Annotated in this window: 21 protein-coding genes; 5 read left to right on the top strand and 16 right to left on the bottom strand. The window is 41.2% G+C overall.

The annotated features are described in order from the left end of the window. Nucleotides 1–10: 10 nt before the first annotated feature. Together Q1B03_RS13380 and Q1B03_RS13375 are read right to left on the bottom strand one after the other, a co-directional pair. Nucleotides 11–436: a hypothetical protein gene (locus tag Q1B03_RS13380; RefSeq protein ID WP_299741905.1), complete on the bottom strand. Its 426-nt coding sequence runs from the start codon at nucleotides 434–436 to the stop codon at nucleotides 11–13. After that, nucleotides 430–642, bottom strand: a complete 213-nt coding sequence (locus tag Q1B03_RS13375; protein ID WP_299741903.1) for a helix-turn-helix transcriptional regulator — start codon at nucleotides 640–642, stop codon at nucleotides 430–432. Before Q1B03_RS13375 ends, Q1B03_RS13380 begins: the two co-directional genes overlap by 7 nt. 394 nt (nucleotides 643–1,036) lie before the next feature. On the opposite strand from Q1B03_RS13375, the gene Q1B03_RS13370 reads away from it, so the two are divergent. Both Q1B03_RS13370 and Q1B03_RS13365 read left to right on the top strand, forming a co-directional pair. Then, entirely contained in the window at nucleotides 1,037–1,204 is a 168-nt protein-coding gene (locus Q1B03_RS13370) for a hypothetical protein (RefSeq protein ID WP_299741900.1), read from the top strand. A 65-nt stretch (nucleotides 1,205–1,269) separates the two neighbouring features. Beyond that, nucleotides 1,270–1,980, top strand: a complete 711-nt coding sequence (locus Q1B03_RS13365) for a PIN domain-containing protein (RefSeq protein ID WP_299741896.1) — start codon at nucleotides 1,270–1,272, stop codon at nucleotides 1,978–1,980. Between the two features lie 156 nt (nucleotides 1,981–2,136). On the opposite strand, the gene Q1B03_RS13360 is transcribed toward Q1B03_RS13365, so the two are convergent. The 3 genes from Q1B03_RS13360 to Q1B03_RS13350 all read right to left on the bottom strand — a co-directional run bounded on the left by Q1B03_RS13360 (nucleotide 2,137) and on the right by Q1B03_RS13350 (nucleotide 4,510). Continuing rightward, entirely contained in the window at nucleotides 2,137–2,844 is a 708-nt protein-coding gene (locus Q1B03_RS13360; RefSeq protein ID WP_299741894.1) for a DNA alkylation repair protein, read from the bottom strand. 65 nt (nucleotides 2,845–2,909) lie between these two features. Next, nucleotides 2,910–3,122, bottom strand: coding sequence for a DNA-binding protein (locus Q1B03_RS13355; RefSeq protein WP_299741893.1), 213 nt, complete (start codon nucleotides 3,120–3,122; stop codon nucleotides 2,910–2,912). A gap of 143 nt (nucleotides 3,123–3,265) precedes the next feature. Next, nucleotides 3,266–4,510, bottom strand: coding sequence for an MFS transporter (locus tag Q1B03_RS13350; protein ID WP_299741891.1), 1,245 nt, complete (start codon nucleotides 4,508–4,510; stop codon nucleotides 3,266–3,268). A gap of 699 nt (nucleotides 4,511–5,209) precedes the next feature. Here Q1B03_RS13350 and Q1B03_RS13345 point away from each other — a divergent pair. The 3 genes from Q1B03_RS13345 to Q1B03_RS13335 are packed head-to-tail and all read left to right on the top strand — an operon-like array spanning nucleotide 5,210 to nucleotide 8,867. Continuing rightward, nucleotides 5,210–6,673, top strand: coding sequence for a spore germination protein (locus Q1B03_RS13345; protein WP_299741889.1), 1,464 nt, complete (start codon nucleotides 5,210–5,212; stop codon nucleotides 6,671–6,673). 33 nt (nucleotides 6,674–6,706) lie between these two features. After that, complete coding sequence (locus tag Q1B03_RS13340) at nucleotides 6,707–7,792, top strand: GerAB/ArcD/ProY family transporter (protein WP_299741887.1); 1,086 nt, start codon at nucleotides 6,707–6,709, stop codon at nucleotides 7,790–7,792. After that, complete coding sequence (locus tag Q1B03_RS13335; protein WP_299741885.1) at nucleotides 7,785–8,867, top strand: Ger(x)C family spore germination protein; 1,083 nt, start codon at nucleotides 7,785–7,787, stop codon at nucleotides 8,865–8,867. The genes Q1B03_RS13340 and Q1B03_RS13335 overlap by 8 nt, the downstream gene beginning before the upstream one ends. 445 nt (nucleotides 8,868–9,312) lie before the next feature. Here the strand turns inward: Q1B03_RS13335 and Q1B03_RS13325 are convergent, their stop codons facing one another. The 11 genes from Q1B03_RS13325 to Q1B03_RS13275 form a co-directional block, all read right to left on the bottom strand. After that, on the bottom strand, nucleotides 9,313–10,578 hold the full coding sequence (locus Q1B03_RS13325) for a helix-turn-helix transcriptional regulator (RefSeq protein WP_299741883.1): 1,266 nt from the start codon (nucleotides 10,576–10,578) through the stop codon (nucleotides 9,313–9,315). A 241-nt stretch (nucleotides 10,579–10,819) separates the two neighbouring features. Next, nucleotides 10,820–15,049 (bottom strand): S8 family serine peptidase, encoded by a 4,230-nt coding sequence (locus Q1B03_RS13320; protein ID WP_299741881.1) that lies wholly within the window; start codon nucleotides 15,047–15,049, stop codon nucleotides 10,820–10,822. Between the two features lie 420 nt (nucleotides 15,050–15,469). Continuing rightward, nucleotides 15,470–15,634: a hypothetical protein gene (locus Q1B03_RS13315; RefSeq protein ID WP_299741879.1), complete on the bottom strand. Its 165-nt coding sequence runs from the start codon at nucleotides 15,632–15,634 to the stop codon at nucleotides 15,470–15,472. Continuing rightward, nucleotides 15,631–15,825 (bottom strand): hypothetical protein, encoded by a 195-nt coding sequence (locus Q1B03_RS13310; RefSeq protein WP_299741877.1) that lies wholly within the window; start codon nucleotides 15,823–15,825, stop codon nucleotides 15,631–15,633. The genes Q1B03_RS13315 and Q1B03_RS13310 overlap by 4 nt, the downstream gene beginning before the upstream one ends. Before the next feature lie 325 nt (nucleotides 15,826–16,150). Next, nucleotides 16,151–16,336, bottom strand: coding sequence for a hypothetical protein (locus Q1B03_RS13305; RefSeq protein WP_299741875.1), 186 nt, complete (start codon nucleotides 16,334–16,336; stop codon nucleotides 16,151–16,153). A gap of 10 nt (nucleotides 16,337–16,346) precedes the next feature. Further along, nucleotides 16,347–17,234: a DMT family transporter gene (locus Q1B03_RS13300; RefSeq protein ID WP_299741873.1), complete on the bottom strand. Its 888-nt coding sequence runs from the start codon at nucleotides 17,232–17,234 to the stop codon at nucleotides 16,347–16,349. Nucleotides 17,235–17,432: 198 nt separating this feature from the next. Next, complete coding sequence (locus tag Q1B03_RS13295) at nucleotides 17,433–17,903, bottom strand: SRPBCC family protein (RefSeq protein ID WP_299741871.1); 471 nt, start codon at nucleotides 17,901–17,903, stop codon at nucleotides 17,433–17,435. A 151-nt stretch (nucleotides 17,904–18,054) separates the two neighbouring features. After that, a complete protein-coding gene (locus Q1B03_RS13290; RefSeq protein WP_299741869.1) occupies nucleotides 18,055–20,637 on the bottom strand; it encodes an FtsX-like permease family protein in 2,583 nt (860 codons plus the stop codon). Then, nucleotides 20,634–21,317, bottom strand: a complete 684-nt coding sequence (locus Q1B03_RS13285; RefSeq protein WP_299741867.1) for an ABC transporter ATP-binding protein — start codon at nucleotides 21,315–21,317, stop codon at nucleotides 20,634–20,636. Before Q1B03_RS13285 ends, Q1B03_RS13290 begins: the two co-directional genes overlap by 4 nt. A gap of 121 nt (nucleotides 21,318–21,438) precedes the next feature. After that, nucleotides 21,439–22,434 carry a sensor histidine kinase KdpD gene (locus Q1B03_RS13280; protein WP_299741866.1) on the bottom strand — a complete coding sequence of 332 codons (996 nt, stop codon included), beginning with the start codon at nucleotides 22,432–22,434 and terminating at the stop codon, nucleotides 21,439–21,441. Between the two features lies 1 nt (nucleotide 22,435). Next, complete coding sequence (locus Q1B03_RS13275; protein ID WP_299741864.1) at nucleotides 22,436–23,122, bottom strand: response regulator transcription factor; 687 nt, start codon at nucleotides 23,120–23,122, stop codon at nucleotides 22,436–22,438. Nucleotides 23,123–23,390 lie beyond the last annotated feature (268 nt).

The following is a 23,390-nucleotide window of genomic DNA, read 5'->3' as shown; positions in this document are numbered from 1 at the left end:
GTTTCCCCCTTTAGCTGAATCGCTTCATCTGAAACCAATAAATGAGGTATTGAACGACGCCCATTCCGATTAATAGAATGATAGGGACATAAGGAATGTGATGTAAATAAGCCGTCAGCGCTATGCCGATCGGAATCGCGAAAGCAAAGAAGATATACACCTTCCTCGTCGCCTTGAACGTCAGCCACTGCATCCCCTCATCTTCTTCCCGCAGTTCCATCGGGATCACGCTCGGCTTGATCCGATTCTCCGGATGCCGTCTGTTATAGACAGGAATGATCGCCATCAAGATGAGGATCGGAATCCCGAGCACCATCGAATCAATCACCAGCCAATCCGGGATGTGGGCCGCATAATGATCTCCCAACATGATGACCCCAAGACCGATGATGAGAACGGCATTGAACAGTGGTGACTGAAATATCTGCATTAACATGAACCTCTCTCCTCTTCCAAGCGAAATATCTCTTCCACCGGCACATTAAAAGCGTGTGCGATCTTCAGAGCCAGCGTGATGGACGGTGCATAATCCCCTTTTTCGATCAATCCGATCGTCTGTCTGGTAACGCCTATACGATTAGCCAGATTCTGCTGGGTAAACCGGAACCTGGTGCGCAATTCTCGAACAGAATTATTCAACATCTACCATTTTTCTCCTTTTATGGATTTATTAACTTAAATGTAAGGTATCCTTTGCATTATACACAGGATATTTTACTTTATTTGTAAAATGGACATTTGATTATGGCGGAATTGTTAATGATTGTATTTCGGGTTGACACGGGAGATTTTCTGAGGGGGGAAATGTAAAGGAGCAATTACTAGTCGGGAGTTATTGATTTTCATGAATGATTTAGGAAAAAAGACAGTTAGTAATCCGTCCAGAAAGCACAGGACCAGGAAAGTAAAAGCCTGGCTTTCATCAATAGGTAATAGTTGTAAATCATCACCTCATTTTATAGAATAGATATATATTCACCACATACCTTTTATAATAAGTGATTTTAGGTAATCCTTATTCTAAGGGGGTGTAACGATGAAAAAGGGGGATGATCAAGCTATGCCGACACAAACTCCATCCATTGATAAGGAAAAGGAACTTCCCTTTGAGGAGCAGCTCAGACTGTTATCAAAATCCATTGGAACCATTGATTTAGGCGAAGATTCAGATCAAATCTGCCGGGAAGTCAGAGGAAAAGAATGATGACTATTCAATACCTTGAGGAATATTGCATCCCCGGAAAAGATTATTCGGAGGATGCTTTTTTCATGGATACCAATTATCTTATTGCATTTATTGACTCGTCCCACCCCCACCATCTTTCCACCGTCATACATACGATTTATCTACTTCAGCAGAAGGCTAGACTGTATATAAGTGAAACCGTTCTTTCTGAAGCAGTCGATGTATTAGCACGGGGAATATATACAGAAGAACAATTCCATAAGTGGATAAAAAGCGAGGAACATGACCATTGGTTAACTCAACATACAGGGAGTAAGAACGAATATAAAGATAAGAAAGACGAGATTCGCAGCACATTCATTACAAACATCGTGAAAAATCACGAAAAACCAGAACTCTTAAGATACTATAATAAAAAATCGACTGAACGATTAGAAGGCTTGATTCAGTCAAGATTTTTTAAGCTCTCTAACACTACATTTGCATGCCTAGAGACCGGCATGCAGTTCTCAAAGTCCGTTCCCCTTCAGTCTAATGATGCCTTCATCGCTGCTTCTGCAGTAAATCAGTCTGCTAATCTACTAACTTTTGATAGCGATTTCAAGAAGGTTACGATTATCAACCCTGGTTCCGGACGTAAAGTGAAAATCTTCACTTTAATGATGACTAATAACTACTTGTTTAACAAGCGTTCTCATCAACTTATGAACAGACTCGATCAAAGTCTTGGTAAAGTGATTGAACAAGCTGTTGGTGGGTCTGAACAATTTGAAAAGAAGTTTGGACATCCTTAAGGAAAATCCTCTTTTTCCACCCATTAGTTAGGTAATGACCTAAAAAGAGAAGTGAGTCAATCTCTCATGACTCACTTCTCTTCTTTAACCCACCAAGAACACCATAGGACAGGTCACCTGGCTCACATGGCCAAAGTACCTGTCGCGGTGAACGGATTAACACCGCACATACTTCCGCTTAAACCCAATCTTCCCTTTCTCCACTTGCTTCAGAATATCATCGGCAGCCTTCAGTGTGCTGTTCTTTTTCCCTTCCCGTACCATTTCTACAGGTCCGATTTCTTTTGCCGTCTGAAGAGCCAGTTCATGGAGTGGTACAAAAGAAACCCCGACTGTCGTGACAAAATTACTCATCGCCGATTTCGTCCGTTCAGGTGCATTGTGGATCGTTTCTTTTACTTGTTCCAGCATCCCTGCAAGCTTCGTTTCCGAAAACTCTTCGTCCTTGCGATTCCCAAGCAGCCAGCAGTAGCAGCTCCACCCCGCGGACATTTTCAGCTCTTCCCCGCTTGCAATCCACTTGTCTGCCACGTCTTGGGCGATATCGGCTTCAGCCAAAGTGACGGCCACCACGTAATCGGACAGCATATAAAAATACGCCCCGTCGATCCAGCGGTCAAAGTCAGCCTTCGTCATGGCTTTCGGATCGGCAATGACACCGGCAAAGTACATGGCGTCGTAATTCCCCGTTGCATATAACTCCTCAGCCAACGCCTGATCCTTTTTGATTTTCCTGGCGATCGGCTTCATTGCACCTGTCGCGACGCCAAAGACCGGCTCCTGGGCACCATTGGATATGTACATTTTCTTCGATCGTTCCTTGCCCAGTGCTTCCAGCTCTTGCATGACCGTTAGTGAATCCATCCTATCCACTTCCTTTATTTTATGGGTTATCCACCTTCGCACAACTACACTTTAATCAAATCGTTTTATGATTTTTTTGCAAAAGACAGCCCTTTTTCTTTCAGGGCCTCATTCAGAATGCGCACTGCTTTCGGTCCTACCCCATGAATCTTCAAAATATCGGATTCCGACACGCTGGTAAATTGCTCAAGGCGATAAAATCCGGCGTTATGAAGCTCACGGTTCGCGGGCTTACTCATCTTAGGCAATTCGCTTTCGGGTGTTGGGTTATTGGTCATGTTCCTGTTCCCCTCTCTTTTCATCTGTCTTGCATCCAATACAATTCCTGTTTAGTATAAGTATTCTCTTTATATATTACTTTTCCTTTATATCACGACACAAAAAAGAGCTGCCACAAGGACAGCTCTTTTTAAGGCTACATTCACTCCAGCGCAGGTGCAGGCTTCCCTGCTTCGATCAACACTTGGTCGCGGCCGAGCATGACGGAAAGGAGAATAGTCAATACGCCTGTTCCGATGAGGAGCCATTCAATGGCGATGATATCTGCCAAGGGTCCGAATATCAGCATGCCAATCGGCATCATCGAGGTGGAGATCATCCCCATGACCCCGAAGACTCTTCCCAAGTAATTCTCTTCTATTTTCTCCTGTAGCAGCACCATTGTCGGTGTATTGAAAATCGGCATGGCCACTCCGAATAAAGCCATGAAGACGAGATAGAACCAAAAGACCGGAACGATGCCAAGGGCGAAGGTGCAGAATCCCATAATCAGACTTGAGAAGGTCATCGTGGCAATCTTATTTTTAAACCCGCCCCAGGAAGCAATGATGGCACCGCCTGCCATCATCCCGATGGAAAATGCAATTTCGATGGCCGTCAGTCTCCAAATATCGTCTCCGAAGCTCCGGGTGACCTGCAGCGGAGTCAGAAAGGCTGCAGGTGCCATCAGAACAAAGAAGATGGAGAAGAACAGGAAGAACTTCTTCAAGAATCCATGGTTGTTGACATATTGCAAGCCTTGCTTGAAGTCACTGAAATAGCTTGTTGTTTGTATGCCCGCTGCCTTCTCATGCACCGAGATTTTCAAGAAGGCCAGCAGTGTGATGATCGCAATGGCTGCCGTAATGACATCGATGAAGAAGATGATCTCAATTGATGCCATCCCAAGCAATGCCGCACTGACCATTGGGGACACGAACATGATGACAGCCTGGATGCTCCCATTTGCCCCATTCACCTTCGTCAGCTTCTCCTTTGGGACAATCTGCGGCAAAATCGCGCCGACAGCCGGTGTCTGAATCCCGGTTCCAAGGGCCCGGACCGCTGCCATGACAAACAGCAGCCAGATCGAATCGTATCCCATTAAGAAGAGAATCGCGAGAACCAGTGTTGAAGTCGCGATCAATCCATCCGATAACACAATCAACTGCTTCCGGTTATAGCGATCCGCCCAGACACCCGCAACCGGGGACAGGAGGAAGGTCGGAATAAATCCGCAAATGATGAACAACGTCATCATCAACCCGGACTCCGTCTCTAACGTGATATGCCACATGATCGCGTATTGCACCAAAGACGATCCAAATAGCGAAATCGTCTGACTGCTAAGGAAAAGAATGATATTTCTTAACCAATCTTCCTTCTGATTTTGATTTACTATGTTCATTTCCCACCAACTCATTTCTATTATATTTTATATAAAAATAAGCCTTGCCTACTTGTTATTTTTAAGACACAAAAAAGAGAGGAGACTCCTCCCCTCTTTAAAAATACCGACAAATACAGGTTTTCTTAAAAAAAGACAGATCAATCCCATTGCTCTGAACATAGGCAGAGCCTTCAAACGTATTCAATTAACGAGTGAAAAGCGGGAAACGCAATCTGATTGATGCTGTCAACAGGAAAACCTCCATTTCATTTATTAGTAAGATCATCATAGCAAAGGACTACTGCTGGCGCAATCGATTTTTGGGAAACATTCTTGTCTTGTTCTGTTGAATTTTGGTGTTTCAGTAGTTAAAAACAGGTGAAAAATACTTAGTTTATCCATTGGACAAACCTAGATTACGTTAAATGTGTACGTTTCTTCACTGCCGCGACCGCCTCAACCTCCACCAACTGATGCCTGTATCCAAGTACCGTTACACCCGACAACGAAATCATCGAAGTGCAAAAAATGTGGTTTCTGGAACTGATGGAATATGACCTTCTCACTGTGTGGAGGTTTTTTTATTAGCTTCTGGCTTCCAACACACTAAATCTCCACCGTGTGAGGGATCAGTCCCATTTATCATCCGATCGTGCCTCTGCATACATTTTCCCTTTTTACACATAATAAGAAAAAGCATTGAAGGGGGTTAGGAAGGTGAGAAGTGGCGATGCCAACCATCAAGACTGGGTTGCAGTTCTTTCTGACTCAAATGACTTTATTCATTATCACACTTCCTTAAAAGATGGAGAACCCTTTTGGATTTCCTATTATCGTACGCTTATTTCTTCAGATATCTTACATAAAGATGTTCTTCCCTATGTACAGGATCAGAGCTCATTAAAAGAGTTAAAGAGCATCATCCCCATTCAAGAAAGTATTCTGACCAGTGATAAAGATGACATTATCCAGAATCTTATGAATGGGTATATGTCTATTCAATTACATCCCCATGATGAAGAATGTTTATTAGTGAATATTGCAAACAGTAAATTTCGCGATGTAGGAATACCAACATTGGAATCCTCTGCATTGGGTCCACAGGTTGGGTTTATAGAAGAATTAGATACAAATATCAATCTTATCCGCAAAAGATTGCCTATCTCGGAGCTTACCGTCAAGGAAATGAAGGTCGGAAAATTATCGAGAACCAAAGTAGCTGTTTTGTATGTGAACGGAATCGCTGATGAAGAAAATGTAAACACCACAATTCAGAGGATCAATGATATACAATATGATCATATTCAGGACAGTTCCTATGTTTCAGCCATGATTGAGGACAATTCAAATTCTTTGTTTCCACAGTCAATTGCAACGGAAAGAGCAGACAGGGTGGCTGCTGGTCTTACTGAAGGAAAAATAATCATTGCGGTTGACGGATCACCAAACCTGATTATCCTCCCAGTAACTTTTATGGAATCCTTTATTGCAATGGAAGATTATAGTTATTCTTGGATTATTAGCAATTTTTTTCGGTTATTGCGATTTTCCGCCATTTTTATCTCTTCTTTTGTCACTCCGATGTACGTGGCAATCATGACCTATCATTACGAACTGATTCCAGCTCGATTACTTGAGCCGCTTGTAGGGTCAAGGGCAACTGTTCCCTTTCCTCCATTTCTGGAGGCACTGTTTCTAGAGATAATGATTGAAATGGTAAAGGAGGCAGGGATTCGTTTACCACTGAAAATTGGGCAATCACTTGGTGTTGTAGGTGGGATTGTCATTGGGCAAGCCGTTGTGGAAGCCGGATTAACCAGTAATGTATTGTTAATTATCGTGGGACTCGGAACCTTAGCTTCCTACACATCTCCTGTGTATAAGTTTAGTAACACCATCCGTTTTATTAAGTTTCCAGTCATTTTTCTTGCTGCTTGGATGGGCTTATTAGGTGTCTTTCTATGCTTAATCTATACATTGATCCATTTGCTAAGATTGACGTCACTTGGACGACCTTATTTAAGCCAGTATCCGATACGAATCACTTCATTTCAAGATTTGTGGGTAAGACTCCCTTTTTCCATGCAGAAAGATAACCCCAAAAACTTAAGACCACAAAAAAAGAAAAAACTTGTAGACAGCAAGAAAAAGCCTGAGCCATTGAATGATTTTTATGAATAAATATTTTTGAATAAACATATAGGGTGATTACTTTTGAAAGTAGATGTAAGGCACCAAGTCTCTCCTTATTTAGTTTTCTTTATCATTTATAATTCCCAGGTAGGTGTTGGAATTTTAAGTTTTCAAAGAACGATTGCAACGAAAGCAGGATATGATGCATGGATTGGTGTCTTAGCCGCAGGGTGCTTGGTCCAGGTTTTCATTTGGGTTATGTATAAACTGCTAGGAAAAGCAGATGGGGATATTATTGACGTACATACTGCTGCCTTCGGTAAGTTTCTTGGGAGATTCTTAAGTTTTTTCATTATCATTTACTACGGTTTAGCCAGCATATCGGTTATGCTTACATTCATCGAAATTATTCAAGTATGGATGTTTCCCATGTTACCATCCTGGGTCATCTCCACCTTGATTCTAATGTTAGTCTATTATTGTATTTCCGGAGGATTTCGAGTCGTTGTAGGCTTGTCTTTCTTGTCTTTTATATTTCCACAAGTATTGATAATGGTATTGTATTTTTTTCCCTTGAAAGTTGCTCAGTTTTCAAACCTGATGCCAATAATGAATCATTCCGTAATGGACATGTTGGACTCCATTAAGAGCTCGATGTACACCATAGCAGGTACAGAGGTGTTATTAATGTTCTATCCATTTATTAGAAAACCTGATAAATCCAAAAAGTTTGCTCATCTTGGTGTCCTTTTTACTACAGCACTCTATACCATTTCTTCTATTGTTTCTTTCACATTTTATAGTGAGGATCAATTAAAGGCCACTATTTGGCCTGAGCTTTCGATTACCAAAATAATAAAGTTCTCTTATTTGGAACGATTTGAATACTTGTATATCTCTATGTATTCAATCATTGTTACGGCATTGATTTCACTTTTGTTATGGTGCTCATGCAGAGGGCTAAAGAAAATTTTCAATATGAAACAGAAATATGCATTACTGGTTCTAAGCTTCATAAGTGTATTGATTTGTCAATTAGCAAACGAGCATGTCAAGAAGATAATTGATACTTCTGTCACTCAAATGAATCTATACATCTTTTACATCTATATCCCTCTGCTCCTGCTTTATTTTACTTTGCTTAAAAGGGGGAATCAAAGTGTTTAATCGTGCTGCCATTTCAATGTTCTTCATTTTACTATTATCAGGTTGTTCCTTACTCCCTACCAATATTGTAAATGAGATCGGGATGATACAAGGCGTGGGCTATGACTTGGCCGACGAAGGAAACATATTGGGAACCATATTATATCCTATTATTAAAAAGAACGAATCCCATACAGAAGTCAGATCCGCCTTGGCACAATCCAGTAAAGAAATGCGGACCAGTATAAATAATGAAACACAACGTCGCTTAGTAAGCGGACAACTCAGGTTTGCTCTTTACGGAAAAGCACTGGCGGAAATTGGGATCAATGATTTTGTCGATACCCTGAACCGTGATCCATCTATCGGAAGTATTGTTCAAATAGCCATTGTTGATGGTAGTGCGAATGAGTTATTAAATTTGAATAAATATAAGAATGAGAATATTTCTATTTTCCTTCAAGAATTACTGGATCAAAATATGGAATCCGGTGAACTCCCCCACACCAATTTACAAACTTTTTTATTTCAATTGTTTCAAATAGGCCAGGACCCTTATTTACCTTTGATCAAAAATGTAAATGGCAAAATCAAAATCACAGGGATAGCCTTTTTTCACTATGATAAATATATTACATCCATACCGATGGAAGAAATAAATATTTTTAAGATGTTAGTTACTAAAAATACAAGTGATGGTCTTCAGGGATATAAGTTTGATAATGGAGATAAGGTGGTTCTCGAAACTCTTAAATCAAATCCAGAATATAAAGTCAATATCGTACACGGTAAACCGGAGTTTATCATTAATATTAAAATGAAAACAAAGCTACAAGAATTTTCTTCTTCAAAGAGAAAAAGGCAGTCTTTTAATAAAAAGAAATATCAAAAAGAGATAGAGCAACAATTAGAAGATAGGGCTGACAAAATCATCACGCAACTAAAAGAACAGAACGTTGATCCACTAGGTTTAGGTGCGAAATATAAGGAACATTATCGCAAATTTAATAAAGAACAATGGGAAACGTATTATCCAAATGTACCTGTTACTGTTAAGGCAGAGTGTGAAATCCAACAAACAGGAACAATAGATTAAAACGTTTATAAATGCCTCCGTCAAGAGACTGAGTGAGGAAGGCTCGGCTCCATCTGTGTAATTGGAAAAGGTGCTGACCGAAGTTCCATTGTTGAGGGCACCGACGTCGGTCACAGGAAACTGTTGAGGAAGAACATAAGAGGAGGAGTGTGATCGGTGTGAAAACCTTAAGTATTACCCTATTAATGTTGGGATGTTTATTTGCCTTTTCCCTGGGCCTTGACCTTTTGCAGGGATATAAGATGTCGCTAGCATAGCATAATGCTGTAAGTCCCTTTCGAGTGATGGAATTGTCTGAGTTATTCTGCTCTATTAGCTTCTTTTCCTTATTGTTATTATGTTTTCAAAAAGAGTAAAGCCCAATAGAAGAATGCACAAAAAAGATGAGCCGCTAAAGACTCATCATCATAAAGCATGGTGAACCGGACAACAATCGACCCTTGACTCACTCATTATTCCTTCTCGTCTCAATGGGCACACTGTCTTCTCCACTAAAGGAAAGATAGGCAATGTCTAAAGCCTTTTCCACCTCATTATTTTCATGATAATAATGAAACAGTTCTTTTTCTGAGCGCTGAATTAAATAGACAAATCCATATTTTCTATAGTAAGGCAAGCCTTCTTCATATAGATAGCGATAGTACTGATCGTGTTGTCCTTTAATTAAATACAATAGGAGATTGAAGAGGATCCTGAATGTATTCTGTTGCAATTCCACCGCTACCGATAATCCTTCTTTGGTCAATTGGATTAATTTTGCCTTTGATAATAGGCCAGCTTCATAAGAACAGCGGATATAGCCTTCAAAAGACAATAAGTATTCGCTTGACTTCTTATTTTTCAGACTGCATGATTCTTTATATAGCTCGCTTGCCTTTTGATAATCCTTTCGAACATAATAGAAAAAGGCTAAATTATGTAAAAGCTTGGATTTTCTTCTGATTGCATTGCATATAACGCAGCTTTCAATTAACGTTACATATTGTTTTACTGTTTCGTTGAAATCATGGTGCTGATCAAATTGAAGCTGGATTAGCATAAGCATTTCAGTATCAATGACTTTCAGAAAGTTATTACTCTTTTTGAAATAGTGCAATGCTTTCTCAGCATAATGGTAACACATAATCTGAGAGTTAAGATTATGATAGGAAACGGCCAGATGATAATAATATTCAGGATGATTATATTCATTTTGCTTGATGGTTTTTAATGTATCGATTGCTTTGACATAGTCACTCTTCGCGATGTAGTACATTCCTCGTAATTGTTTAAGCAAGTTCTTTTCGTAATCTGATAAATGAAATTCGATTTTCTGGAGATCATGTATGATGTCCTCTGCTTTATCAAAATGATAATGAATGAGTTCATATCTTATTTTTAACAGTTTGTAAAAATGTTTATAGGTAGAAATATGAATTAACGGAGCATTTTCAAGTTCATTTTTTATGGCTTCTACTTCAGGGAGTGCCTCTTTAATCATCACTTCATGCCAACGGTCAAGAAGGTCTTTGATCTTGTAAAGCTTTCCCAGTTCAATTTCTATATCAATTCCTAAACGGTTGGCAATGTGCTCGATCGTTTCAGTGGAACATTCTGTTAACCCTCGTTCAATTTTACTTAAATGAGTAATCGAACAAATTCCACCTCCAAGCTCTTTTTGTGTTAATTTTGCTTTTTCACGATAATACTTTATGATCTTCCCCTCAATCATCACAGTCCCCCCATCCCGCCTTTAAAACCATTTATTTAACCACTTGTAAAGCTACTCATTAATCATTATACACGTTTCTTACGATCACATTCGCATGCTTTGATGTTGATTCATAGCTATGTGATTCTACCATTTAGTCATTTCGTATTTTCAACGTCTATATCCATAATTCAATGGAACTTTGATTAGTGATTTCTTGAAAATAGGGCCCAAAATGGGCCCTATTCATTTGATATTTCTACTAATTTAATAAATCACTTAAACCTACCTCTTTAAGAATATCTTCAAGCGATTTCCCCCCGTGCTTTTCTGTAGGGGATGGGGCATTGTCTACCATTTCATTCACTTTTAAATAGTTGTTCACGACAAATGACATGTCGGTAGCATCAATAGCTCCATCTTGGTTAATATCTGCTTTTAATGGTCTTTCTCCTGGCTTATTGATATGATTTTTCAAGAAAAAAGCATCCTTGATATCAATGACATGATCACCATTAACATCACCAGCTAATTGCAATCCCGGATACATTCTTTCTTTTATTCCCAATACCTCGCCATTAACCACTTCACCTACAGTAACGGTCGTGTGGGATTCAAAGTGTCCTGGTGCTTTCACCACTACCTTATAGGTATCTTCAGAAGCTGGAATACCGTGAATTTCGAATATTGATTTAGATGATTCCACAAGCTCACCTTCATATTTAGTTCCATCAGGTGAGATTGCAGTAATTTCGACGCCTTTACCATGTAAATCTACATTTACCCATCCTTCTTCATGAAGGAATGCTTCAGGTCCTAAATATCCCCAGACAACAGATTGTTTAGGCACTATCTCTAACTGATCTGTAATAAAGCCTGGGACTTGTACAACTTCCTCTTCCCCCAATTTATGATATTTAGCTTCTGTAAAATTAAATGAAGGAATATAATCATAAAATTCATCGTTCGTGACCTTGAAGGTAACATTCAGAATAGGCATATCGCCATCTGCTCCTTCTAATGAATCCCCTTCTAAAAATGCACTAACAGGGATTTGATCCTCCCATAGGTCATGTTTGATTTCGCCAACTTCCACCCTTGTGCTTAATTTCTTTTCTTCTGCGAATTTCTTAAATTCCGGGTTTATTTGTGCATCAACGAACTCATAATATGAATTTTGATAACTAAGTTTAAACTCTCCACCAATGAACTTCTCAACATTTTTCAACGTTAAAGTCACAGTTACTTCATCACCCAAGTACAGTTCGTCCTTATCAAGATCAGCCTTAGCATATTTTTCGCCTTTTTCTATGAAGTAATATTTATGCATACCCTTGCTTTGATCTCCTGCTGTGGCTGCATCAAATCCATAGAAACCAAAGTCAACGTATTGACCGTTAGCTACTTCTTCTGGAGTAACACCGAACTTAAAGCTTCCGTCCGCTTCAGGAGTAAAATAATGAGTAGGGAAGCCCCAGCCCTTACTATCATAGCCCACAACCGTATTCAATCCTTGGTCAACAGGACTTAATTGCCCGTCCCGATTATTTTTTATTTCCTTTAACCCTTTTTCTTTCATAGCATCTACGTTTGAATCGTAGACCTTTCCATTAAACCACGAGACCCCTTGTTCATCATCCTTGTTGTACTCAATTTCATAAACGCCGGGCTCTTTTTCCATTGTTATTTCCGGCACTTGATTATCAATGAATACATAATCTGATGGCTGAAACATTTCACCTTCTTCATTAGTCCCGATGATTTCAAGTTCATATGCTCCATCAGGCGCCAACACCATTTCCTCACTTATTGGGTTTTCTTCGTCCCCTGTAAATGGGTAATATGCTCCACTACCGAAGACAAATGGTACTAAAAAGTCAACACCCAGCTGTTCGTTTAAGAATTCCGTATTAATCCAGCCTAGATAGCCCAGATATTCACCTGTGTCTCCATCTTTTACAACTAAATCCATGGTTTCCATCGGACTTCTCAAACCGACATTTAAGAACGTTGCAGGGACGCTCATATGTGCATGATACATGCTGGCGTCTGAAGCAAACGCAGGTCGATCGACTGAATAATTTATTCCTCTATCAGCCACGATGATGGAGAAAGGGATCTGATATTTCTCATGTTCGTTATCCGCATTTGTGAAATGGATATAGCCTTCATATGTTCCTGCCTCTGCTTCTTTCGGCACTTCGATACTTGGTGTCATTTCAACTTTACTGTTAGCCTCTACAGAGACTTTGTCATTTACAGTAAAGACAATGTCATTCGTTTCTGCATTATTTGCACCTGAAATTTCAGAAGACAATAGTTCTACATTTACATTAAAATCTTTCTTTTCGTCACTATTATTCTGTAATTCTACTGTTCTCCCATCTGCTGTTGATGAATCTTTTTGTTTATAATGATACCCAAAAGCAATGGCTCCTGTGATATCATCAATGACAATTTCATTATAAGATTCATCTAAAGAGATCGTTTCGTCCATTACTTGAAGCTTCACTTCAGAATGAACAGCATTAGTTGGGTCGACTCTGCCGGCACCTACTTCAAATACACTGTAATCTTCACTTAAGTCGTCTGCCGTATTCATTAATGCCGTTTTCACATCAAATGGTGAATATTCAGGATTGTTTTGAAGTATCAGGGCAGCAACACCAGCGGCATATGGCGTGGCCATGGAAGTTCCAGACAATCTTTCATATGCATATTGGTAATTTGATGTATCTTCCTTATCATTTATATAAGCTGGTACGGTCGATAAGATACTAACCCCTGGTGCTGTAATTTCTGGTTTAATATCGTATGTTTTTAAAGCTGGTCCACGAGAACTGAATTCCGCTAATTTATCTCCTTCTGTTTTGATCTCGCTGATTTCCTTAAATGTAAACATTTTCTCTTCGGTTAAAAGATCTTGTAGTCTTTGTCCTTCTTCCTTCGTTAAAGTAAAAGCAGGAATGTAATCAATTCCTTCACCGAAATAGTGTGAAATCTTTCCGTCAACATCATTCCATATGAGGACTGCACTTGCTCCAGCATTTTTTGCGTTTGCAATTTTTTCATTAAATGAGAGTGAACCGCGTTTAATCAACGCTAACTTTCCAGAATAATCTTTCCCGTTAAATTCCTCAGCATAACCTAAACCAGCATCCACAACCTCCAGGGATGTATTTGACAATTCGGTTATATTGTCATCAAAATGCTTGGCCATTAACTGAAGAGCAAATGAATCTTCCCCAAGTTCGCCTTTTGCAGTTGGTATACTGACAGAAACGTCACTTGCTCCCACTGTTATGGCTAATGGTGATGTTCCAGGGGAGCCCACGGTAAAGTCATTCGGACCAGCATTTCCTGCAGCTACCAGCGCTACTGTTCCAGCAATCATCGCATTATTTAACGCAACGGATGTTGGATAAAGAGGATCATTTACTGTAGCTCCCAGTGACAGGTTAATAACATCCATCCCATCTTGTACCGCTTTATCAATACCAGCCAGAACAGAACCTGTAAATCCCGATCCATATGGTCCTAAAACACGATAACCGTATAAATCCACCCCGTTCGCAACACCTGTTATGGCATGGCCGGAATCATTTTGACCTTGGCCTGCAATTATCCCAGATACATGCGTGCCATGAGATGTATAATATGGAGATCCATTCCATGTTTCCGGCCATGAAGCAGGATCCAACCCTTTCCACTCTTCATATGTAGCCTCCATTGGATCATCATCATTATCTACAAAGTCATAACCCCCTTTGTAAACTCCCTCTAAATCGGGGTGGTTGTAATCAATACCAGTATCCAGGACTCCTATTTTTATCCCTTTCCCATTGATTCCTTCGTCATGGAGTCCATCAACTCCCAAGAAAGGAATACTATCGTTCATCTGTGGAGAAATCGTTTCTTTTTCTTCTATCGGAAGGTCCAGCTGTATCTCTTGATCGACCCAAACCGCTTTAACATCTGGCAATTCGATGAGCTCCAGTACCTCTTTTGCCGGTACTGTCATTGATACGCCGTTAAACGCGTTTTTAAATTCTCTTGTAATCTTACTCTTTTTTTCAGATTTTACTTTGTTGATTTTTTCCTTGAATTCTTTATGGGACTTGTCCACTTTCTCCTGAGCCTCTTCTAATCGAAGGGTTGAAGCGGATTTGCCTTTTGCTTTCTCTTTTGCGACCTGTACTGCTGCAGGATCTACTTGAAACTGAACGATAATATCCAAGTTTTCTTCATTATTTAGATTGACATCGGATGAAATACGCAATTTGGCGGTTTTATCTGAATACAAGTTAGTAAACTGCAATCTTTGCTGCTCAGTCAGGCCCTTCAATGCAACTTCCACATCCGATATTCCCTTTTGATCATTTGGAGCCTTTTTCAAGTAGTCCAACCCCATAGCCATCGAACTCATTGGAGTCATTAATAAACTAGCACTTAAAGCAGCTGACGCTACTCCCTTTAAAGTAGTAGACTTCACTTAAAATTTCCCCCTTTAGCCTTTTTTCAATCTAAACCGACAATTCACGTTTTTTCTCTTTCAGAATGACAACTCAGTGCAACTAGTAAATTATTGCCAATACCTTTCGATAGTCAACTCCTTTTTTTATTCTTTTTAGAATAATCGAACTATTCATTTTGAATGTTAGCATGGTGCTAGTACACTGTAAATCGGGGTTTTGCTGCTGCAACACGTACGAACCTATCCATTTGATTCAGTTCTATATAACCAATTAAGTTTTGTTTATGTAGTCCTAAAGACTTATTTTTGTTGTTTGTCATTTGGGGTAATGTAAGATAAATGTGTGGTGGTATTTTCATGGTTGGTGGATCTTAATCTCGAGTGAGGACTTGACTATATGTTAAATGCCTGCCACCATTCGGTGACAGGCATCATTTCTTAGTGTTTTACGGTTATGGTCTCCGGTTCAGACGTTAAGGAGAAACCTTTATCATCCGTACCAGTTACTGTTACATATAACTCTCCATCAGGATATTCAGAACTTGGATTCCACGGTAATCCATAAATGGAATGTTCATTTTCAATATCAGCATATTCTTTCACTTTGCCTCGGCGTCTAAAATCTCTGCATGCCAATCCACCCGGTTATAACTGAAGACTGTGATGCTGACAGGCTTGTTTACGTTTGTACCGGTAACATGCCACCATTGGATGAATGGTCCGGCATGCAGTAACCTCTCATTTCCAGCATAACCGAAACCTGTATTATAGAAATTATCAATTGCTAACACCAAGTCTTTTTCCCCACTTTCCATTACATCATATATAGGGCCACTATCATTGATTCAAAGTAAACTTCCGAGATAGTCACTATCTTCTTTTACATCCCACGTAATTTTATATGTTCCATCTGGTTACTACAGGTCTTATCTCTCGCTTTTTTGAACCTACCATTCAGAATATAAGCAAAATTAAGTGAAATTCATGAAAAAACTCTTATTTGGAATTGGCTTTTTTTATTTAATATGGGAGATTATGCAGACAATGAGTGAAATGAGTGAATTGAAATAAGTAATTAAGCTCACACACCCACATCCATAACAATCAGAATTATGAAAGTTACTGGACAGTAGCGGTTAAATTTTTCATGCTTTGCATAAAAAGCTCCAAACTATCAACTCCCTCTAAAATCAGACTTTCATAACTCAAAGAAGTCCTGAAATCATGAGAAACTAAAAATGTCCGTCCCTCACCACGGTAGAGCTTTACCGCAATGAGGGACGGACCTCTTTTCTTTTTTTTCATTGTACTCTCATTATGAGATGGATTTCATTCTACCTTTCAGTTTTAAATTACCGAGCACAATTCCACATAAAATGATCACGACTCCTACCCATTGTGAAAAACTGACTACTTCAGCTAATATTAGAGCGGACATGGTTACAGCCACTGGGAGTTCAGAAGCAGTTAAGATTGTGCCAAGTCCTGGTCCAACATGGGGCATGCCGATTGAAAATAAAAGAGGTGGTAAAGCAACGCCAAAGAAGCCGAGCAATAAACCATACTGTGCGACCCCCGTCAAAGTAGGTAAATCAACTAAAAACGTGGGTGGAAATAGTAAAAATACGACAATTAAACCACCTGTTGAAAGGAAAGCACTTTTCAAGACGGGTGGAGAATCTTTTCCGACAGAACTGCTGAGTGTTATAAAAGTGGTAAACGTCAAAGCCGAAAGTAACCCCCAGGCAGTTCCTTGCAAGGATAGAACAACTTCACTCTTTGCAAATGCACCTGCAGCTAAAATGGAGCCGATTATTAGTATACCAATTGAGATGATTTTACCTTTAGTTGGTTTTTCTTTATAGAAGATCCACTCGAATAGCGTTCCGATCCAAACAAACTGAAATAGAAAAATGATTGCAAGCGAAGCATTCAGTGTCTGCAGCGCCTGATAATAGAACACACCTGTCAGTCCAAATGGAATTCCAGATAATAATAGTTTGAAAGCTTGATTGAAAGGTATTCTTTTCTTTTTTGTAAACAGAACCAGCACCCAGGTAAGCAAAGCTCCAAATAAATATTGGCCACCTGTTACCTCTGTTACTGAAAAACCTGCTGAATAAGCAAGTTTGACAAATGTTGATAATATCCCATAACAGCATCCACCAAAAAATACAATCGATGCATATTGCCACGTTTTCATTTTTTCTCCCCCTTTTCTACACATAAAAAAACCACACAATTGTCAATTGACATTGTGTGGCGAAAATAGAGCTGCCTCTATAAAAATCCACTTCCTAAAAAGGTTTTATTATTATAATAAAATGTACGAGATCAACTACAGACTGCTTTTAACGCTAACTTTCCTTCTAAAAGATTATACCATTTCCGATTGACACTGTCAGGAGCTTGCCACTTTATTTTTCTCCAAATACTCTCTCAATGAATCCAAATCCTTTGCGCAAGCCTTCTTAAAGACGCCTGCCATTAGCTTACCGAACAATTTTGACAGGCCGGTCAGTCCTCTGATTTCTCCAAGTAAGGTCACTTCAGTTTGATCACCTGATGAAGCAAGCAGATAGGTAAATACAAATTCTCCTTTACCTGTCGTCCCCTTCGTACCGTCGCATCGCAGCACAATCTTATCAGGCTCTTTAAGCTCCACTACCTCAAAGTGTTCCGAAGCCTCTTTGCCGAACATCCTCCTCGTTTCCCTCCACTGACTGCCTTCACGGAGCGGCCCTTCATCCATCCGCTCGATTTTCACCAACCCTTGCATCCAGTCTTTGGCAGAATCAAGATCTAATAGACTTCTATATGCTACTTCTTTTGAAACCTGAAAGTTTCTTTTTACTTCGAAAGGGATACTCAAATGGAATGACCTCCTCAGATATCGTGCTTCTGAAATAGATTTGACAACTTTTTCTTAATTCCTTCTTTATTTGAGTTTCAAGAAATATTACCGGGCTTCCTTCTTTCTACCATAAAAAAAGATGAGCCTATAAAAGCCCATCTCCTTTCGTCTATATATTCTCTTGCTTCAAACCTTCAATGATATTCTGCTTCTTGACCTTTCCGATTGAATAAAGCATGGCCGAGCTGACGATGATGAAAATCGCCGCGATGACAGATAGGATATCGATCCACGGCAGCACGAACCCGTAATCGAAGGTCTCTCCGACAGATCTGTGGATCAGATACATGACACCGATACTGATCGGCAGCCCGTACAGCAATGCCTTAACTCCGTAAAAGATGCTTTCATAGTTGATCATTTTATTAAATCCTTTTGGCGTCATCCCAACGGATTTCAGCATGGCGAATTCCCTTTTTCTCAAGGAAATGCTCGTTGAAATCGTATTGAAGATGTTCGCGATGGATATCATTGAAATCAGTGCGATGAACCCATATGTGAAGACTGAGAGGAACAGGATGAGCTGCTCTTCTTGCTGCCTGTCTTGATAGACATTGTATATATACAGGTTCGATGGCACCACTTCTTCAAGGGCTTTCTGGGTTTCCATCGGGTCGGTACTGTTTATATATAACTGGCTGCGGACTTGCTTTTTCATCTCGTCATCCATCAAGGCATCCATCGTTTCCATTGGTACGATGACATCCAATCCGCCCATCATTGCGGTACGGACCCCCATCGGCACTTGGTCTGTCATGGCGCCGATCGTAAACGATCCCAAAGGTTTCGATTTCTCTGTATCATAGTTCGTGAAGATCAAATCGAGGACGTCTCCCGGTTCGGTTACGATCGATTTGGCCTCGATGAACTTGGCCGTCGTCGGATCCTGATAGGAAATCTGATCAATGACGATGGCTGTCGGCTTCTTGGGATCGTCGAACATCCCGGGTTCTACGCCTGCTTTTTTGGCATAGTCTTTAAAGCTCTGTTCATCCAATCCATGTAAGTTCACATAGTATTGATAACGTCCATCATCAAGGGGAATGTTATCCCGTTTGATCATGTCTTTCAGTTCCTGTGGAAATTTGTCTTTATCAATAAGGACCGTCGGGTTCAGACTTTTTTGGACGCTGTATGCTGTGATATCCTCCAGTTGAACCAAGTCTTCCAATGGCTCTGTATCCCCCGTGTTGGCCGATACGGAAATATCGAAATTCGTGCCCTCCTGGGACATGACTGCCGATTTCTTCAGGTTATCTGTAAAGAATGACACCGATAAGAAGAGAACGATACTGATCACCAGGGAAAAGATCGTCGCATGGTAACGTCGTTTATTCCGTTTCAGATTCTTTAAGCCGATTTCCGCTTCCAGCCCGAACAGCTTCCGGACGAGCTTGGACGTTTTGACCGCCTTACCGGTCAATTTGATATCCTGCGTCTGCCTGATCGCATCGATCGCTGAAATCTTCGAGGCTTTTCGTGCAGGCAGATAAGTGGAAATAAAAATTGTCACGCTTGAAATCAGACAGGAAACCAGGACCGTTGACGGTGTGACGACAACCTGAAGTCTCTCCGAAATGCCCAATGCCCCGTCAATGTAGGTATTGATAAACCAAAAGGTAGCTCCGATCCCCAAGGCACCTGCCAATAAACCAAGGGGGATGCTGATGACTCCGATGACCATCCCTTCGAAAAAGACGGAATTTCTCTTCTGTTTCTTCGTCGCCCCCACGCTCGAAAGCATCCCTAAGTGTCTGGATCGTTCAGATACGCTGATGGCAAATGCATTATAAATAAGAGATACCGAGCCGATGATGATGACGGCCATGATAATCGCAAGTAAGGAGAACAAAGTGAAGCGGAGACTGTCATTGTCCGTCACACCGTAGTAGCGTAGTAATTCATCATTGAAAGCTACCTTTTCGATTCCATTCTCTTTTGCCAGTTTCTCGGCATGCTCAAATACGGAGGACTTCACTTTGTCCAACACCACAACCGCATCCACCATATCTGACTTATTCAAGGAACTCTTATCGATATAGCCGAGCACCGTATAGCCCGGAGACCATGCCGGTTCCCATGATGGGCTCTCGATGATGCCCGTAACCGTAAAGGTCTCCATGGAGTTCACTTCGAGCTTTTCCTTCATGCCTTCTCCATCCCTTTGGAGCGGGTCATTCTGTCCCAATGGCTCGCTTTGCCCCTCCATCATCCGGCTCCCGATAGCCAGTTTGATCTGGTCCCCGATCTTGTACTGAACCCCGGCATCATTCGCGATTTCCTCGGAGATGACCACTTCCTGTTCATCGGATGGCAGGCGGCCTTTACTCAACTCGACCGGAAATTGCTTCAAGCCTTCTTCATTATATTCTTTTATAAATAAGTAGGGCTTATCTTCCATTTTGGCCCCATCGAGCTTTGCATACCCCAAGTCATTGGATAGGAGCAATCTTCCCGTATCCTCGTCATTCGCTATTGCTTTGATTTGCTCGGGGCTGACGTTTTGATATTTAACATGCCACTCGCCATTGTCGGCTATAGATTGTCTTTTCATAATGTCCAGGAATGAGACGCCGAGTGTCGCAACGGCCATGATCATCGACACCGAGATGATGACCCCGGTGATGGTCACAAGGGTCCTTCTTTTGTTTTCTTTCAGATGCCGTAATGTCAGTTTGTTGATGATATTCATGGACGGATCACCTCATCCTTTGCGACCTTTCCATCTGCGATTTCGATCACACGATCGGCCTGCAGCGCAATCCGTTCATCGTGGGTGATGATGATCAATGTCTGGTTATAGGTTTTGTTGAACATCTTTAACAGTTCGATGATTTCCGTAGAGTTTTTGCTGTCGAGATTTCCTGTCGGCTCGTCCGCGAGAATGATGGCAGGATTACTGATCAGCGCTCTTCCGATGGATACACGCTGTTGCTGTCCACCGGATAATTGGTTCGGCAGGTGGTTCAGCCTTTCATGAAGGCCCAATGTCGTTACTAGATCCGTCAACTGCTTTTGATCCACTTTATGCTGATCCAATAACATGGGGAGGGTGATGTTCTCTTCCACCGTCAAGATCGGGATCAAATTGTAGAACTGATAAATCAACCCGATCTGCCTTCTTCTGAAAACAGCCAGCTGGGTTTCATCCAATTGATAAATATCGGTTTGATCGATCAGCACTTTCCCACTTGTCGGACGGTCGACGCCTCCAAGCAGGTGAAGCAAGGTGGATTTCCCCGATCCAGAAGGACCGATGATCGCAACGAATTCCCCCTTTTTCACAGAGAATGAGACATCATCCAGTGCCTTGACCGCCGTCTCCCCCTTGCCATATATCTTAGACAGATTTTCAATTTGTAAAATATTCATTTGGTACCTCCATAATGTTGATGTAGACCCCAGTATATCTGTCCAATATGACTTTAAAGTGACTATGAAAGTGACAATTTATTCACTTTAGTGGGTACGGGGAGCAAGAATAAACACCTTCCTATTTATAAAATTTAATCGAAAACACGGTCCCATTTCCTTTTTCACTTCGGACCTCAAGATCCCCCTGCTGACTGGTGATGATGCTGTAAGCCATCGCCAGACCGATTCCGACACTGTCGTCACTTGCATTCTTGCCCTTGTAAAAACGCCTGAATATGTATGGGAGATCTTCTTTTGGAATCCCGTCTCCATTATCGGAAATGGTGATTTCAGTGTAGAGTGGATTCTCCGAAAACGAAATGGAGATCACCCCTCCTTCTCCCGTGTGCTCCACAGCATTTTTCAGGATATTGATGAGGGCCTCGGCCGTCCAGCGAAGATCACCGATGAACGTGACCGATTCGTCCCCGTTCACGTTCAATGTCTGCTCTTTAATTTCCATTGGAATCAAGACAGGCTGCACCGCCCTCTGAATCAGGTCCCGGACGGCCACCGTGTCTTTCTTAAAGGCGATGGTCCCTGCATCGATCTTGGATAATGTCAAAAGGGAAGAGACAAGCCATTCGATCCTCTCCAACTGCACCCGGATATGATGAGTGAATTCGGCACGTTTGGATTCCTCCAATGTGCTATCACTTAAGAGATCGGCCATCACCATCATCGAAGTCAAAGGTGTCTTCAACTGATGCGAGATGTCAGAAAGGGCATTGGTCAAGGTGAGTTTGTCCTTCTCTAAAAATGAACGATGCTCAGACAGCATCAAGGTCACCTTATAGATGTCATTCTTTAATATGCTGAGCTCCCCTTCTTGGTTATCCCGGACATCGAGGCTGTCATCCCCGCTGCTGATTTTTCTCAAATAACCCGACAGCTTTTCAATTTCACCGTATCGCCACCTTGTAAAGAAAAAGTTGCATCCTGCGAGCAAGCCGGATGTGACCAGCACAAACCATGCAACCCGAATCGAAAACAGAAAACCTGCCAATACGAATGCCGCAAGACTGATGGATAATAGGCTGATGAAAAACCATTGAACTTCCCGATTCCGCCACATATTAATCCCCCGCCTTATATCCCATACCGCGAACGGTCTTGATGATCGTTGGCCGCTGCGGATGGTCCTCTAACTTCTCGCGCAGCCTCTTGATATAAACAGTCAACGTGTTATCGTTGACAAAATCACCGGCCACGTCCCATATCCGATCGAGGAGCTGGGCCCTCGTCAGAACCTGTCCGACGTGATTGGCAAAGATAAGGAGAAGCCGGTATTCCAAAGCGGTCAATACTACCTCGTCACCATTTTTATACACTTTGCCCTCTAACGTGTTAATCCGGATATCCTCAATATCCATCCACACATTTGCCTGTGCCGGTTGCTTATGATATCGACGGAGCACCGACCGGATACGGGATAGCAGCTCACGGACCCGGAACGGTTTCGTAATATAATCGTCCGCTCCCATATCCAGCCCCATTACGACGTTCACTTCGTCATCCAGCGCTGTCAAAAAGATCACCGGCTTATCGTCCCGCTTCTTCACCATCTCACACAAATCATAGCCGCTCCCATCAGGAAGCGACAAATCAAACAAACATAAATCGATTTCTTCTAACCGACCATGAATCATCGCTTTGGCAGACTCCGCATCATAACAAAGAATCGTCTCATATTCCTCCTGACGCAGCGAATACTCCAACCCTGCCGCAATCGTCCGATCATCTTCTACCAACAACACTTTCATATACATACACCCTAACCGTCAGTCATTTTATCAACATATTTTATCATGGAAGCAGAATCAATGGACAGGTTCCGACCAGCCGTCCCTTCACCTAAGAAGACATATTCGAAATCTGTTTCATTCATGTTATTCCCCCTCGACTTACTCTTATTCTATAAGAAGCCTCCTACTTGATACATTTTCCATAAAAATCCGTCGATTGAACACTTCTCACTTTGAATCAGACTCATCGTCCACTATAATACAAGTAAGAATTATCATAATAATC

Origin of the sequence: uncultured Rossellomorea sp. (assembly GCF_947488365.1) — a bacterium.
GTDB lineage: Bacteria > Bacillota > Bacilli > Bacillales > Bacillaceae_B > Rossellomorea.
This window is presented reverse-complemented; position numbering and strand designations above follow the sequence as displayed.

Coding starts and splice junctions, on each gene's coding strand:
- Q1B03_RS13380 (WP_299741905.1), bottom strand. CDS start 436: ATGTTAATGCAGATATTTCAGTCACCACTGTTCAATGCCGTTCTCATC.
- Q1B03_RS13375 (WP_299741903.1), bottom strand. CDS start 642: ATGTTGAATAATTCTGTTCGAGAATTGCGCACCAGGTTCCGGTTTACC.
- Q1B03_RS13370 (WP_299741900.1), top strand. CDS start 1,037: ATGAAAAAGGGGGATGATCAAGCTATGCCGACACAAACTCCATCCATT.
- Q1B03_RS13365 (WP_299741896.1), top strand. CDS start 1,270: ATGGATACCAATTATCTTATTGCATTTATTGACTCGTCCCACCCCCAC.
- Q1B03_RS13360 (WP_299741894.1), bottom strand. CDS start 2,844: ATGGATTCACTAACGGTCATGCAAGAGCTGGAAGCACTGGGCAAGGAA.
- Q1B03_RS13355 (WP_299741893.1), bottom strand. CDS start 3,122: ATGACCAATAACCCAACACCCGAAAGCGAATTGCCTAAGATGAGTAAG.
- Q1B03_RS13350 (WP_299741891.1), bottom strand. CDS start 4,510: ATGAACATAGTAAATCAAAATCAGAAGGAAGATTGGTTAAGAAATATC.
- Q1B03_RS13325 (WP_299741883.1), bottom strand. CDS start 10,578: ATGATTGAGGGGAAGATCATAAAGTATTATCGTGAAAAAGCAAAATTA.
- Q1B03_RS13305 (WP_299741875.1), bottom strand. CDS start 16,336: ATGAAAAAAAAGAAAAGAGGTCCGTCCCTCATTGCGGTAAAGCTCTAC.
- Q1B03_RS13300 (WP_299741873.1), bottom strand. CDS start 17,234: ATGAAAACGTGGCAATATGCATCGATTGTATTTTTTGGTGGATGCTGT.
- Q1B03_RS13290 (WP_299741869.1), bottom strand. CDS start 20,637: ATGAATATCATCAACAAACTGACATTACGGCATCTGAAAGAAAACAAA.
- Q1B03_RS13285 (WP_299741867.1), bottom strand. CDS start 21,317: ATGAATATTTTACAAATTGAAAATCTGTCTAAGATATATGGCAAGGGG.
- Q1B03_RS13280 (WP_299741866.1), bottom strand. CDS start 22,434: ATGTGGCGGAATCGGGAAGTTCAATGGTTTTTCATCAGCCTATTATCC.
- Q1B03_RS13275 (WP_299741864.1), bottom strand. CDS start 23,122: ATGAAAGTGTTGTTGGTAGAAGATGATCGGACGATTGCGGCAGGGTTG.